The organism is Klebsiella sp. CN_Kp104, from assembly GCF_040064515.1.
GTDB lineage: Bacteria > Pseudomonadota > Gammaproteobacteria > Enterobacterales > Enterobacteriaceae > Klebsiella > Klebsiella aerogenes.
In genome coordinates this window covers 79,869-93,693 of the sequence record NZ_JBEAII010000037.1, presented here as the reverse complement: position 1 = coordinate 93,693, position 13,825 = coordinate 79,869, and the positions used below count along the sequence as shown (strand labels likewise).

The window sequence follows — 13,825 nt, the reverse complement described above, 5'->3', positions numbered from 1 at the left end:
GCCGCTTTGTGAGTTCTCTTTACGCTGCGGCGCGAATCACTCAGCGCTTTTCTTCCACCAGTAATAATTTATATAGCGGTTGATTCTTTTCAACCAAATCGGCCAGCGTGTAGTTATCCAGTTCCTTCAGGAAACTTTGCGCGGCTTCGGCAAGTGCCTGTTTCAGGCGGCAAGCGGGAGTAATGTGGCAAAATTCGCTGCTGCAATTCACCAGCGATAGCGGCTCAAGATCGCGCACAACATCACCCACGCGAATCATTTTAGCTGGCTTGCCAAGGCGAATCCCCCCATTCTTTCCCCGCACGGCCGTCACGTAGCCAGCACGGCTTAACTGATTGATTATTTTGACCATATGATTACGGGAAACGCCATAGACATCCGTCACCTCGGAAATACTGGTCATTCGGTCATCCGGCAACGACGCCATATAAATCAGCGCACGTAATCCATAATCGGTGAAACTCGTTAACTGCACATCAACCTCAGGGTAAGGGGAAAGCGGTGAATCCGCGGGTATTAACTCTATTGATGATAAACCAGCCAGCGCTCAGGCCGCTAATTTATTTGAAATGGGGCGGGCGAACTGCAAAAACAAGGGCGCCCGAACGGCGCCCCTGGATGATGATTACGCGTCGAACGGGTCGCGCAGAATCATAGTCTCAGTACGGTCAGGACCGGTAGAGATGATATCAACCGGCACGCCGGTCAGCTCTTCAATACGCTGGATATAGTTCAGCGCTGCCTGCGGCAGACCGCTGCGCTCTTTCACGCCGAAGGTGGTTTCGGACCAACCCGGCATGGTTTCGTAGATAGGCTCGATACCTTCCCAGTTGTCGGCAGCCAGCGGAGTGGTGGTCACTTCACGGCCGTCCGGCATACGGTAGCCGACGCAGATTTTCACTTCTTTCAGGCCGTCCAGGACGTCCAGTTTGGTCAGGCAGAAGCCGGACAGGGAGTTAATCTGCACCGCGCGGCGTACCGCGACAGCGTCCAGCCAGCCGGTACGACGACGACGGCCGGTAGTGGCGCCGAATTCGTTACCCTGCTTGCACAGGAACTCGCCGGTTTCATCAAACAGCTCGGTCGGGAACGGACCCGCGCCTACACGAGTAGAGTAAGCTTTGATGATACCCAGAACGTAATCCACATAACGCGGGCCCAGGCCGGAGCCGGTCGCCACGCCACCAGCAGTGGTGTTGGAGGAAGTTACATACGGATAGGTACCGTGGTCGATATCCAGCAGCGTGCCCTGCGCGCCTTCGAACATCACGAAGTCGCCGCGCTGACGCGCCTGATCCAGCAGATCGGAGACGTCAACGACCATGCTGGTCAGGATGTCGGCAATCGCCATCACATCGTCCAGCACTTTTTGGTAGTCGACCGCTTCTGCTTTATAGAAGTTCACCAACTGGAAGTTGTGATATTCCATCACTTCTTTCAGTTTGTCAGCGAAGGTGGCTTTATCAAACAGGTCGCCAACGCGCAGGCCGCGACGGGCGACTTTATCTTCGTAAGCCGGGCCGATACCGCGACCGGTTGTACCGATAGCTTTCGCACCGCGTGCTTTCTCACGCGCAACATCCAGCGCAACGTGATAGTCGAGAATAAGCGGACAGGCTTCGGACAGCAGCAGACGCTCACGAACAGGGATACCACGGTCTTCCAGACCTTTCATCTCTTTCATCAGCGCAGCCGGAGACAGCACAACACCGTTACCGATGATGCTGGTTACATTCTCACGGAGAATACCTGATGGAATAAGATGGAGGACGGTTTTTTCACCGTTGATTACGAGAGTATGGCCTGCGTTATGGCCACCCTGGTAGCGCACAACATATTTAGCCCGTTCAGTCAGGAGATCGACGATCTTCCCTTTACCTTCGTCACCCCATTGGGTGCCCAGTACGACGACGTTGTTACCCATTTTTTCAAAATCACCGTTTGCTTAAAAATGGATTCTACCATCGCTTTTTCAGAGTTACAGCACTTTTTGCACTCAAAATGAGGGTAATACGATTGTTTTTTGATCAGCCAATCGATTTCCTCAACATGTAGTAGATGACGATACCAGCTACCACAAGACCGCCGCCAAAGCGACGCAATAAATTGTCCGGCAGTTGGCTCATAGTCGCTACCATCTTGCGCCAGGCGCGGGGATAAAGCAGTGGGCCAAGACCTTCGAGAACTAAAACCAGCGCCAGTGCCAGCCAAATTGTTGCATTCATTATTGATGACCCTTATAGAAAAACAAAACCGCCGCCAGTTTGGCGCCGGTGAGTATTACCGCAAAACCCTTTTCTTTCTTCACATTCTCCGGCATTTCACAGGCAATATGAAACCACTAGCTGAGAGAAAAATCACAATCTATGGCATGAAAAAAGGCGCCTCTTGCAAGGCGCCTTCTGATTTCACACTGACCCGGCTTATTTACGCACAGAATCCGGTGACTTCATGTAACGGAAGAAATCGCTATCCGGGCTGAGGACCATCACGTCCTGGTTGCTCTGGAAGCTCTTCTCATAGGCGCGCAGGCTACGGATAAAGGCATAGAAGCCCGGATCCTGACTGAATGCATCGGCAAACAGTTTTGCCGACTCGGCATCGCCTTCACCGCGCAGAATACGCCCTTGACGCTCGGCTTCCGCCAGGGTCTTGGTCACTTCATAGTCCGCGGTCGCGCGCAGTTTTTCCGCTTCTTCCTGACCTTGTGAACGATGGCGACGAGCAACCGCTTCACGCTCGGCGCGCATACGGTTGTAAATCGCTTCAGACACTTCAGCCGGCAGGTTGATCTGCTTGATACGTACGTCAACGACTTCAATACCCAGCGCCGCCATACTGTTCGGGTTGATTACCTGAACCTTACCGTTAGTTTCAGCTTCTACCCGTTCTGCCGCTTTAGCGATAGCGTCATCGGCTGCCGGCGTCGAGACTTCATCTTCTGTACCTGCAGAACCGGAGTTCAGCGCATCACGCACTTCCAGGGTCAAACGACCGCGGGAATCAGTCACGATGTCTTTCACGTCCAGACGACCAATCTCAGAGCGCAGACGGTCAGAGAACTTACGCTTCAGCAGAACTTCGGCCTGGGAGACGTCGCCGCCGCCGGTCGCCAGATAGTAACGACTGAAGTCACTGATGCGCCACTTGATATAGGAGTCGACGATCAGGTCTTTCTTCTCTTTGGTAACAAAGCGGTCAGCCTGGTTGTCCATGGTCTGGATACGCGCATCCAGCATTTTCACGGATTCAATGAACGGGATCTTGAAGTGCAGACCCGGCGCATACACCAGCGGCTTGTTCTCATCGTCGCGCAGAACTTTGCCAAAGCGCAGCGTAATGCCACGCTCGCCTTCTTTCACCACGAAGACAGACATGTAGAGCACTACCAGCACGACGACAATGATCGCGATAACAGATTTACGCATCGTTATTCCCCCTGACGCTGGTAGTCGTTACGCTGCGCGTTGGCGCGGCGTTGGTCCATAATGGTACCCCCGGTTGAACTCGAGGTTGATGAGGTGCTGGCGCTGCTTGAGCTGGACGCAGGCGGCAGGCGCAGCAGATCGCTTGCGCCACTACTATCGCTCTTTGCCGGCGCACCAGTGGCGCCTTTCAGCATCTGATCCAACGGCAGAACCATCAGGTTGCCGCCCTTGCTGTCATTAACCAGCACTTTGCGGGTATGGCTCAGCACTTTTTCCATGGTTTCGATATACAGACGCTCGCGGGTAATTTCCGGCGCGGCTTTATATTCCGGCAGGATCTTCGCAAAGCGAGCGACTTCACCCTGTGCTTCCAGTACGGTCTGGGTTTTATACGCACGCGCCTCTTCGAGGATACGCTGCGCCTGACCGTTCGCACGCGGCTGAACTTCGTTGGTATAAGCTTCCGCTTCGCGGATGTACTGCTGCTCGTTCTCACGCGCGGCAATGGCATCATCAAACGCGGCCTTCACCTCTTCCGGCGGACGCGCCGTCTGGAAGTTGACGTCCAGCAGGGTAATACCCATGTTGTACGGACGAATGGTCTCTTCCAGCTCGCGCTGGGTATCGCTACGGATAACGGTACGACCTTCGGTCAGGATACGGTCCATGGTGTACTTACCGATGACGCCGCGCAGGGCGCTGTCGGTGGCCTGACGCAGACTATCGTCGGCGCTGGTCACGCTAAACAGGTAGCGCTCCGGATCGGTCACCCGGTACTGTACGTTCATCTCAACGCGCACGACGTTCTCATCGGAAGTCAGCATCACACCAGATGCGGCCAGTTCGCGAACCGACTCGACGTTCACCGCTTGCACATTATCGACAAAGGTTGGCTTCCAGTTCAGACCTGGCTCAACCAGATGGCTGAACTTGCCAAAGCGTGTCACCACACCACGTTCCGCTTCCTTGATGGTATAGAAACCGCTGGCTGCCCAGATAATCACCGCCGCTGCAGCAACGATGCCGACAATGCGCCCGCCCATCGGGCCACGCGGCCCCTGCGTCACATTACCGCCACCCTGGCCGCCTTTACCGCCGCCGAGACCGCCAAGTTTTTTGCTTAACTTGCGGAAGATATCATCCAGATCGGGCGGCCCCTGATCGCGACCGCCTTTGTTGCCATTTCCCTCAGAGTTGCCGCCATTCTTGCTGCTTCCCCACGGGTCGCGGTCCTGTCCGTTATTACCGGGCTGATTCCACGCCATGTATATGCTCCATATTTGTTTTTGATATCCCCACAGGGGTTAATATCTTCAGGCCAGGTCAAACCACGTAGTCGACCAACGCAGGCTCTTGTTTGCAGAGGCGACGCCAGTCCACGATGGGCATGCGCACTTGCAGGCTTACGCTGCCGTCATCCTCCATCCACTCTTTTTCTATCGCCTGAAGCTGATAGAACCGGCTTCTCAGACGACCTTCCTGCGGCGGTAAACGCAGCGTATGCTGAGCCACTTCGCCGGAAAGACGTTCTGTTAACGCCTGAAAAAGCAGTGGTACGCCAACTCCGGTCTGGGCGGAGAGCCAGACCCGAATCGGTTTATTCTCTTCGTCCCGATCGATGCGCGGTTCAAAATCGTCAAGCACATCGATTTTGTTCATCACCAGCAATGACGGGATTTCATCGGCCTCGATTTCAGCAAGGACCGTATTTACTGCATCAATATTTTCCTGCACGCGGACATCCGCCGCGTCGATAACGTGCAGCAGCAGCGTCGCCTGACGCGTCTCCTGCAGCGTCGCTTTAAACGCCGCCACCAAATCGTGCGGCAGATGACGAATAAAGCCTACGGTATCAGCCAGTACCGTTTCGCCGACGTCGGTGACGTTAATACGGCGCAGCGTTGGGTCCAGGGTGGCGAACAGTTGGTCCGCGGCATAGACTTCCGCTTCGGTTATCTGGTTGAACAGCGTTGATTTTCCGGCGTTGGTATATCCCACCAGCGAGACGGTAGGGATATCGGCCTTAGCGCGTGACCGCCGACCTTGCTCGCGCTGCTTTTCTACTTTTTCCAGTCGCGACAGGATCTGCATAATACGGTTACGCAGCAATCGACGGTCGGTTTCGAGCTGGGTTTCACCCGGTCCGCGCAAACCAATCCCGCCCTTCTGCCTTTCAAGGTGGGTCCAGCCGCGTACCAGACGGGTGGCCAGATGGCGCAGCTGCGCCAGCTCAACCTGCAGTTTCCCTTCGTGGGTACGCGCTCGCTGGGCAAAAATATCTAAAATCAGACCGGTGCGATCGATAACCCGGCATTCGCAAAGCTGCTCCAGGTTACGTTCCTGGGCCGGACTCAAGGCATGATCGAACAGCACGACCGAGGCGCCGGTCGCTTTTACGGCTTCCGCAATTTCAACAGCCTTACCTTCACCAACAAAATACTTCGGGTGCGGTGCTTTACGGCTACCGGTAATCACCTGCATTGCTTCGACACCGGCGGAAGAGACCAGGGATTCAAACTCCTGGAGATCCTCCATATCTTTGTCTTGCGAAAAATAGATGTGTACCAGTACCGCCTGCTCACCGGCATCATAACGGTCAAACAAGCGTAAACCCCTTATAAAATACCAGCGGGGAACGCAGAAAACCTGGCTCCCCGACGTGGAAAAACAGCATTAGCCTTATTCGGCGTCGTCGCTGTCTTGCTGCGGCGCAGAAGAACCTTGCGCGCTACCACCGTGGTGATAGTTGTTTGCACCGCCGCCAGCATTATTGCTGTGGTGAGACACCGGACGGGACGGAACAACAGTAGAAATTGCGTGCTTATAGACCATCTGGCTGACCGTGTTCTTCAACAGGATCACGAACTGATCGAAAGACTCAATTTGCCCTTGCAGCTTAATACCATTCACCAAATAAATAGAAACCGGAACACGTTCCCGACGCAAAGCGTTCAGGAACGGATCTTGTAAAGATTGCCCCTTAGCCATTCTCTCTTTTCCTTATATGTATGCTTGTTTTGTACTCAGAACCTTACGATTCTTAAAAAAAATTACGCACGATACCATTCAATTGTACACGTTCAGTTCTGGCTAGCACCAACAACCTGTAATACTTTGTTGAGCGCTTGTTCAGGTTGCTCACTGTCTAACCAGTGAACATCTTCCCAACCACGCAGCCAGGTGACCTGACGTTTAGCTAACTGTCTCGTCGCGCAAACACCTCGATAAACCATTTCATCATACGGGACCTCGCCTTCAAGGTATGACCACATCTGGCGGTATCCGACACAACGAATGGAAGGCATATCCGTATGCAAATCTCCACGGGCAAATAGCGCCCGCACTTCTGCTTCAAAACCTGAAGCCAACATCTGATGAAAACGCTGCTCAATGCGTTGATGTAGCAGTTCACGGCTCGCCGGGGCGATGGCGAACTGATGCACCTGATACGGCAGAGCCTCTCCTGACGTTTGCGTCATTTCCGTTAAAGTTTTACCCGAAATGAAAAAAACTTCCAGTGCTCGGGAAAGTCTTTGCGGATCATTTGGATGAATACGCGCGGCGGCCACGGGATCGATGTCCTGTAACTGCCGGTGCAATGCGTGCCACCCCTGCTCTGCTGCTTGTTGCTCAATTCTGGCCCTGACTGCGGGATCCGCCGAAGGCAGCGGCGATAACCCTTCCAACAACGCTTTGAAGTACAACATTGTTCCGCCGACCAGCAGCGGGATGCGCCCGGCGGCGACGATATCCGCCATTTCCGCCAACGCATCGCGGCGAAAATCCGCCGCCGAGTACGACTCTGCCGGATCAAGGATATCCAGCAACCGATGCGGCGCAGCGCTAAGCTCCGCGGCATCGGGTTTGGCCGTGCCGATATCCATTCCTCGATAGATGAGGGCGGAATCGACGCTAATCAACTCTACGGGCAAAACTTTACGCAAGGCGATAGCTAATGCGGTTTTACCGGAGGCCGTCGGCCCCATTAAAAAAATTGCCTTAGGCAGGCTCGCCTCAGTTACATCACTCATCTTTCAGGGCTGTCATCGCCGAATGTAAATCAACAGGTTGTAACAGACCACCCGGCGGCGCTTTAATCAGCTGCGGACATAAACGCTCAACGTCCGCCAGCACGGAAATCGCCTGCGCCATACTCCACTGCGCGTGCTCGCTCGTCAGATTACGCGCCGTCCACTGGGCAATGTCGCCGACGTCGAATGCCGTTAGCTGCGCCAGGTAGCCTATCAGTTCAGGAATCAAGATTTGTAAATTTTGTTGTCTTAAGGGTAAAGGCACCGCGCGAACCGTCACGTGCTGAGCATCTGCTTGTAAATCGATACCCAATTGCGCCAGCGCCGACTGCGCCTTTTCCAGCGCCTTACGTTCTGCTTCACTCACTTTAAGACGCAGCGGGATCAGCAGCGGCTGCGCGCAAACCGCTTCCGCGCCCGGCGTTAGCTGCGCCTGACGCAGCCAGCGCTCCGCCACCGGCAGCGCCAGCAACGCCAATGTGCCGCCGCGCTCGAGCAGCGCGCAATCGCTGCCGATAATAGTCAGCACCCGGCCAAAGCTTTGGCTATGGGCTGCCAGGCTTTCCGCAGGCGCCGGCGCAACGGGTGGCTTTTCCGCCGCCGGGGTTTGCAGCAGTTGACGGTAAAGCGCCCCCTGCTGTTTTTGATAGCCTGGCTGCGCGTGGGGCCAGTTGGCGCCGCCTGCGCTATAGCCGCCGCCGGCGGCGGCAGGTTCCCGCGGCGCGCGGGTATCATAACCCGCCGCCGGTTCCCGGGCAGGCGATGGGCGAGCGAAATGGTTAGCGCCCGCCGCTACGCGATTTTCCGGCACCGGCCGCGACGCGGGCGCTTCGTCTTCTTCCGCCAACGGCGCATCCAGTTGCTGCTGCAGCACGCTCAGTACGCCTTGATAGATAAAATCATGCACCAGCCGCGATTGATGGAAACGTACTTCGTGCTTCGCCGGATGCACGTTGACATCAACCTGATGCGGGTCAATCTCCAGATACAGCACAAACGCCGGCTGCTGGTCAGCGCCCAGCTTGTCTTCACAGGCCTGGCGAATGGCATGGTTGATCAGCCGGTCGCGCATCATACGCCCGTTGACGTAGCAGTACTGGATTTCCGCTAATGCCGGATTGGTATGCAACGGATCGGCAACCCAGCCGCGCAGCGCCAGATCGCCATGCTGCCACTCAATGGCCAACGCGTGTTCCAGAAACGCCGCGCCGCAAATCGAGCCGAGGCGGCGTTCACGCGGGCCGCCTTCCGCCACTGCGCGATACTGGCGCATCATTTTGCCGTTATGGCTGAGATTAATCGTTACATCGAAACGCGCCAGCGCGATGCGGCGGACGATTTCATCAATATGATTAAACTCGGTTTTTTCGGTACGCATGAACTTGCGCCGCGCGGGGGTGTTGTAAAACAGATCCAGGACTTCCAGCGTGGTGCCTATCGGATGCGCCGCCGGTTTCACCGTCACTGCCTGGTCGCGCCCTTCAGCATAAGCCTGCCATGCCTCGTGCTGCTCCGCGGTACGCGAAGTCAGCGTCAGGCGGGCGACGGAACTGATACTGGCCAACGCTTCGCCGCGAAAGCCAAGGCTGATGATCGCCTCAAGGTCATCCAGCGAGGCGATTTTACTGGTGGCGTGACGAGCCAGCGCCAGCGCCAGCTCATCTTTTTTGATCCCACAGCCGTTATCGCGAATACGGATAAGCTTCGCGCCCCCGCGTTCGATATCAATGTCGATACGGGTTGCGCCGGCATCAAGGCTGTTCTCAACCAGCTCCTTCACTACCGACGCCGGACGTTCCACCACCTCGCCAGCGGCAATCTGGTTGGCGAGCTGCGGCGGTAGAACCTGAATCGGCATGACCTTCTCCTTAGTTAATCAACGTCCCGCCAGGCGAACTGGCGCTGGCGGTTTGCGCGGCCGTGCCGCGCGGCGCTGATTGCAGCGGGTGCTGCATATAATAGTTACGCAGCCCTTTATAAATCGCCTCTGCAATCTGCTGTTGGTAATCATCACTACCCAGCAGGCGCTCTTCGCCGTTATTACTGATAAAGCCGGTTTCGACGAGGATCGACGGAATATCCGGCGAGCGCAGAACGCCAAGGCTGGCATGCTCCGGGCGGCGTTTATGGAGATTACCGACCCGCTGCAGCTGGCTTAGTACATCCGTCGCCACATCATAACCGACGCGCTGGGAATGGCCGAACTGTAAATCCAGCACCGCCTGGCTCAGATAAGGATCCGACTGGCTATTTGCCAGCACGTCGCCCGCTCCGCCCAAAAGTTCGGATTGTTTCTCATGCTGTTCTAGCCAGCCGGCCATCTCACTATTCGCGCGGCGGTTAGAGAGCACCCACACCGATGCGCCGGTCGCGTCGCGGTTCGGAGCCGCATCGGCATGGATAGAGACAAGGAAATTGGCGTTTTGTTTGCGCGCCACGTCCGAACGCCCCATAACCGAGATGAAGTAGTCGCCGTTGCGGGTTAGCACCGGTTTAAACTGCGGATCGTCGTTGAGCAACGCCCGTAGTTTATGGGCGATAGCAATCGTGACGTTTTTCTCTTTGGTGCCGCCCGGTCCGATGGCGCCAGGATCCTGGCCGCCGTGACCGGCATCAATGGCGATAATAATTTTATCGTCAGAAGAGACGGTACGCGCCGCCGGACGGCTGATGGTCTGGTTGTTGGTCATCGCCGGCTGACTGCTGGTCACCACCGTGGTTCTGTCGCTGCCAGAGTTTTTAAACGGATTGCGCGGCGGCGTGCTCGGACGCGACGCCACTACCGGCGCTTCGACCCGTTTCGCTATCACTGGCGGCGGCGGAGGTGGCGGCGGCACATCGGCGTTAATGGTAAAGACGACGGTATAGTTGGCGCCATTTTGCTGCTTCACCGCCCGCGTTTTACCATCTTCCGTCAGATCGACCAACAGACGCAGCGATTGCGTATCCTGAGGCGAGCCGGAACGAATGCTCTTGACCAGATTATTACCGCTAAACTGCAGCGGCAGCCCCTGAAGTACGCCGGTTTGTTTGATATCCAACGCCACCGCCCGCTTACCTTGCGGGGTGAAAGAATATTCAGGATCGCCGACAAAACTTAGCGTGATGCGGGCCTGCCGATCGCCGTTTGAGACCTGGATATCGGATAAACTTGCCGCGGATGCCTGAGTGCCGAGCAGCATCAGAGCGGCGGCCAGCCAACTGGTTATACGATACTTCATCCCGTCATCCTTTAGGCTAAATGGCTAAACGCGCCAATAAAGACTCACCCAATGAAGAGACCGCCGTTACGCGCGCCTCACGCCCTTGCGCCTGATAATCCAGGTGAATTTCGACATCCGGGTCAGGCAGTACACCCGCGCCTTGTTGCGGCCATTCTACCAGGCAGATGGCATCGTTAGCGAAGTAATCGCGGATCCCCATAAATTCGAGCTCCTCAGGATCCGCCAGCCGGTAGAGGTCGAAGTGATACACCATCAGATTGTCGAGGGTGTAAGGCTCCACCAGCGTATACGTTGGGCTTTTGACATTGCCGCGGTGGCCAAGGGCCTGCAGAAAACCGCGGCTGAAGGTGGTTTTACCCGCGCCTAAATCGCCATACAGATAGATAACCGTCGCGCCGCTACAGGCCTGCGCTACGCGGTTGCCAAGGTCTAATGTCGCCTGCTCGTCGGGTAAAGGAATCACACGGTTAATCATGGTCTAGGTCAATCACATCCGGGTTAACAACACGCCTCAGCGTGCAAAAAAGATCGGTCGCCAGCATCCCGCGGGCGCCATCTCTGGCGGCCAGCCGGTCTGCGGCTTCGCCGTGCGCCACGCAGCCTGCGCAAGCGGCATCATACTGGGTCAGCCCCTGTCCCAACAGCGCGGCGATAATGCCGGTGAGCACATCGCCCATCCCGCCGCTGGCCATTCCGGGATTACCGGCATCAATGATACCGATTTCGCCCGCGTCATTCGCCACTACGGTTCCTGCGCCTTTTAGCACCACCACGCCGCCATACCGTTTTACCAGACGCTGTACAGAATGTAAGCGATCGCTTTCAACTTCTGCCACGCTGATATTCAATAAACGGGCGGCTTCGCCAGGATGAGGGGTTAACACGCGATTGTGACGTTTATCGGGATTGATTGCCAGCAGGTTCAACGCGTCGGCATCCCAGACCATCGGTTTGCGAAAATTCTCTACCTGCCGCAGCGCCGCTTTACCCCACTCGCTTAGCCCAAGACCGGGACCAATCGCTACGACATCTGCCCACTCCAGGCTTTCGGTAAGAGAGTCACCGTTCAGCTCATGGACCATCAATTCCGGTCTGGCAGTCACAATGCCCGCGATATTTTCCGCCCTGGTCAGCACGCGTACTAAACCCGCGCCGGCACGCAGCGCGGCCTCACCTGCCATACGAATGGCGCCAGCGGTGCCGCGATCGCCGCCGATAATCACCAGCCGACCATGCGAGCCTTTATGCGACGTCGGGCGACGCGGCGGCAACCAGCCTGCCAGTTGCGCTGCGAAAAAACGGCGAATAGCGGTGTTTTGCCCGGCAAGCCAGCGCTCCAGCCCGAGCGCATGATGATGTAAGCGCCCAACGACGTCGCGGGCGTTGCCGGTCAGTAGTCCGGGTTTTAGCGCGATAAACGTCAGGGTATGGGCGGCGTGGATTACCGCGCCAGGCGTCGCGCCGGTTTGCGCGTTCAACCCGGAGGGGATATCAAGCGCAATAACCGGCGCGGGATAGGCATTCGCCAGTTCAATCAGCCCGGCGACGTTAGCGCGCGGCGCGCTATGCAGGCCGGTGCCGAGCAGCCCGTCAATAATCAATGAGATATCATCCGGCCAGCCGCTATCGGCGGCGTGGATGACGCCGCCGGCATTGAGCCACTCTTCCCGCGCGGCCTGCGCCTCTTCCGGCAGCGGCTTATCGCTTTCCAACGCCAGTAGCGTTACCGCGATGCCCTGCGCCTGCGCCAGTCGCGCGACGACATAGCCGTCGCCGCCGTTATTGCCGTGGCCGCAAAGAATCAACCAGTGCTGGCTGGCGGGATAAAGGCTTCGGGCCAGTTGAAACGCCGCCTCGCCGGCACGCCGCATCAATTCAAAAAGCGTCAGCCCGAGACTATCCGCCGCCTCTCTTTCCGCCTGGCGCAGCGTCTCCGCTGGCCACACGATGTGTGGTATACTGTCAGGGTTTTTCGTCATTGTATGGTCCATCATGTCACAGCCCCTCGATCTCAATCATTTAGCGCAACAAATCAAACAATGGGGCACCGAGCTTGGCTTCCAGCAGGTCGGTATTACCGATACCGATCTCAGCGCCAGCGAACCTAAACTACAGGCATGGCTGGATAAACAATACCATGGCGAAATGGAATGGATGGCTCGCCACGGCATGATGCGCGCCCGGCCGCATGAACTGCTGCCCGGTACGCTACGCGTGATTAGCGTGCGCATGAACTACCTGCCCGCCAATGCTGCTTTCGCCAGCACTCTGAAAGATCCCACGCTGGGTTACGTCAGCCGTTATGCCCTGGGGCGTGATTATCATAAGCTGCTACGTAACCGACTGAAAAAACTCGGCGAGATGATTCAGGAACAGTGTGCTTCGCTCAATTTTAGACCGTTTGTCGATTCCGCGCCTATCCTGGAGCGGCCAATCGCTGAAAAAGCGGGGCTTGGCTGGACAGGTAAGCACTCACTTATCTTAAGCCGCGACGCCGGATCGTTTTTCTTCCTCGGCGAGTTGCTTATCGATCTGCCACTGCCTGTAGACCAGCCGGTTGCCGAAGAGTGCGGACGTTGTGTCGCCTGTATGACTATCTGCCCCACCGGCGCCATCGTCGAGCCCTATACCGTCGACGCGCGACGCTGCATCTCCTATCTGACCATCGAGCTGGAAGGCGCCATCCCGGAAGAATTTCGTCCGCTTATCGGCAACCGTATTTACGGCTGCGATGATTGCCAGTTGATATGTCCGTGGAACCGTTTTTCGCAGCTCACCGATGAAGAGGACTTCAGCCCGCGTAAAACGCTACATGCACCGCAGCTGATTGAGCTGTTCGCCTGGAGCGAAGCCTGGTTCCTGAAAGTCACTGAGGGATCGGCGATACGCCGTATCGGTCACTTACGCTGGTTACGCAATATCGCCGTCGCGCTCGGTAATGCCCCGTGGAATGAAGCCAATCTGGTCGCGCTGGAAAGTCGCCGAGGTGAGCACCCACTTCTCGATGAACACATTGAATGGGCGGTTGCGCAGCAGATCGAAAAGCGAAACGCCAACGTTGTCGAAGTGCAGTTGCCGCAGAAATTACGCCTGGTCAGGGTGGTCGAGAAAGGATTACCGCGCGACGCCTGATTCATTCACA

At 56.5% G+C, this 13,825-nt stretch carries 13 protein-coding genes; 1 reads left to right on the top strand and 12 read right to left on the bottom strand.

Translation table 11 applies throughout. The features are described 5' to 3' along the window. Window positions 1–40: 40 nt before the first annotated feature. From nsrR to nnr, 12 genes are all read right to left on the bottom strand, one after another. On the bottom strand, window positions 41–475 hold the full coding sequence (gene nsrR / locus ABLU80_RS19420) for a nitric oxide-sensing transcriptional repressor NsrR (RefSeq protein ID WP_015368627.1): 435 nt from the start codon (window positions 473–475) through the stop codon (window positions 41–43). 150 nt (window positions 476–625) lie between these two features. Further along, window positions 626–1,924 (bottom strand): adenylosuccinate synthase, encoded by a 1,299-nt coding sequence (locus tag ABLU80_RS19415; protein WP_002885665.1) that lies wholly within the window; start codon window positions 1,922–1,924, stop codon window positions 626–628. Window positions 1,925–2,027: 103 nt separating this feature from the next. Continuing rightward, complete coding sequence (locus tag ABLU80_RS19410) at window positions 2,028–2,225, bottom strand: DUF2065 domain-containing protein (protein WP_015368629.1); 198 nt, start codon at window positions 2,223–2,225, stop codon at window positions 2,028–2,030. Window positions 2,226–2,423: 198 nt separating this feature from the next. Further along, window positions 2,424–3,428: a protease modulator HflC gene (hflC, locus tag ABLU80_RS19405; RefSeq protein WP_015368630.1), complete on the bottom strand. Its 1,005-nt coding sequence runs from the start codon at window positions 3,426–3,428 to the stop codon at window positions 2,424–2,426. Between the two features lie 2 nt (window positions 3,429–3,430). Continuing rightward, window positions 3,431–4,693 carry an FtsH protease activity modulator HflK gene (gene hflK / locus ABLU80_RS19400; RefSeq protein WP_015368631.1) on the bottom strand — a complete coding sequence of 421 codons (1,263 nt, stop codon included), beginning with the start codon at window positions 4,691–4,693 and terminating at the stop codon, window positions 3,431–3,433. Window positions 4,694–4,751: 58 nt separating this feature from the next. Then, on the bottom strand, window positions 4,752–6,032 hold the full coding sequence (gene hflX / locus ABLU80_RS19395) for a ribosome rescue GTPase HflX (protein ID WP_015368632.1): 1,281 nt from the start codon (window positions 6,030–6,032) through the stop codon (window positions 4,752–4,754). Window positions 6,033–6,107: 75 nt separating this feature from the next. After that, a complete protein-coding gene (gene hfq / locus ABLU80_RS19390; protein ID WP_015368633.1) occupies window positions 6,108–6,416 on the bottom strand; it encodes an RNA chaperone Hfq in 309 nt (102 codons plus the stop codon). Window positions 6,417–6,508: 92 nt separating this feature from the next. Next, complete coding sequence (miaA, locus tag ABLU80_RS19385; protein ID WP_348850342.1) at window positions 6,509–7,459, bottom strand: tRNA (adenosine(37)-N6)-dimethylallyltransferase MiaA; 951 nt, start codon at window positions 7,457–7,459, stop codon at window positions 6,509–6,511. After that, window positions 7,452–9,317, bottom strand: coding sequence for a DNA mismatch repair endonuclease MutL (gene mutL, locus ABLU80_RS19380; protein ID WP_260842088.1), 1,866 nt, complete (start codon window positions 9,315–9,317; stop codon window positions 7,452–7,454). The genes miaA and mutL overlap by 8 nt, the downstream gene beginning before the upstream one ends. A gap of 10 nt (window positions 9,318–9,327) precedes the next feature. Further along, window positions 9,328–10,680 (bottom strand): N-acetylmuramoyl-L-alanine amidase AmiB, encoded by a 1,353-nt coding sequence (amiB, locus tag ABLU80_RS19375; protein WP_015704167.1) that lies wholly within the window; start codon window positions 10,678–10,680, stop codon window positions 9,328–9,330. A 16-nt stretch (window positions 10,681–10,696) separates the two neighbouring features. Further along, complete coding sequence (tsaE, locus tag ABLU80_RS19370) at window positions 10,697–11,158, bottom strand: tRNA (adenosine(37)-N6)-threonylcarbamoyltransferase complex ATPase subunit type 1 TsaE (protein ID WP_015704166.1); 462 nt, start codon at window positions 11,156–11,158, stop codon at window positions 10,697–10,699. Then, window positions 11,151–12,662: a bifunctional ADP-dependent NAD(P)H-hydrate dehydratase/NAD(P)H-hydrate epimerase gene (gene nnr / locus ABLU80_RS19365; protein ID WP_348850341.1), complete on the bottom strand. Its 1,512-nt coding sequence runs from the start codon at window positions 12,660–12,662 to the stop codon at window positions 11,151–11,153. The genes tsaE and nnr overlap by 8 nt, the downstream gene beginning before the upstream one ends. A 13-nt stretch (window positions 12,663–12,675) precedes the next feature. On the opposite strand from nnr, the gene queG reads away from it, so the two are divergent. Continuing rightward, window positions 12,676–13,815, top strand: coding sequence for a tRNA epoxyqueuosine(34) reductase QueG (queG, locus tag ABLU80_RS19360; RefSeq protein WP_348850340.1), 1,140 nt, complete (start codon window positions 12,676–12,678; stop codon window positions 13,813–13,815). Window positions 13,816–13,825: the final 10 nt, after the last annotated feature.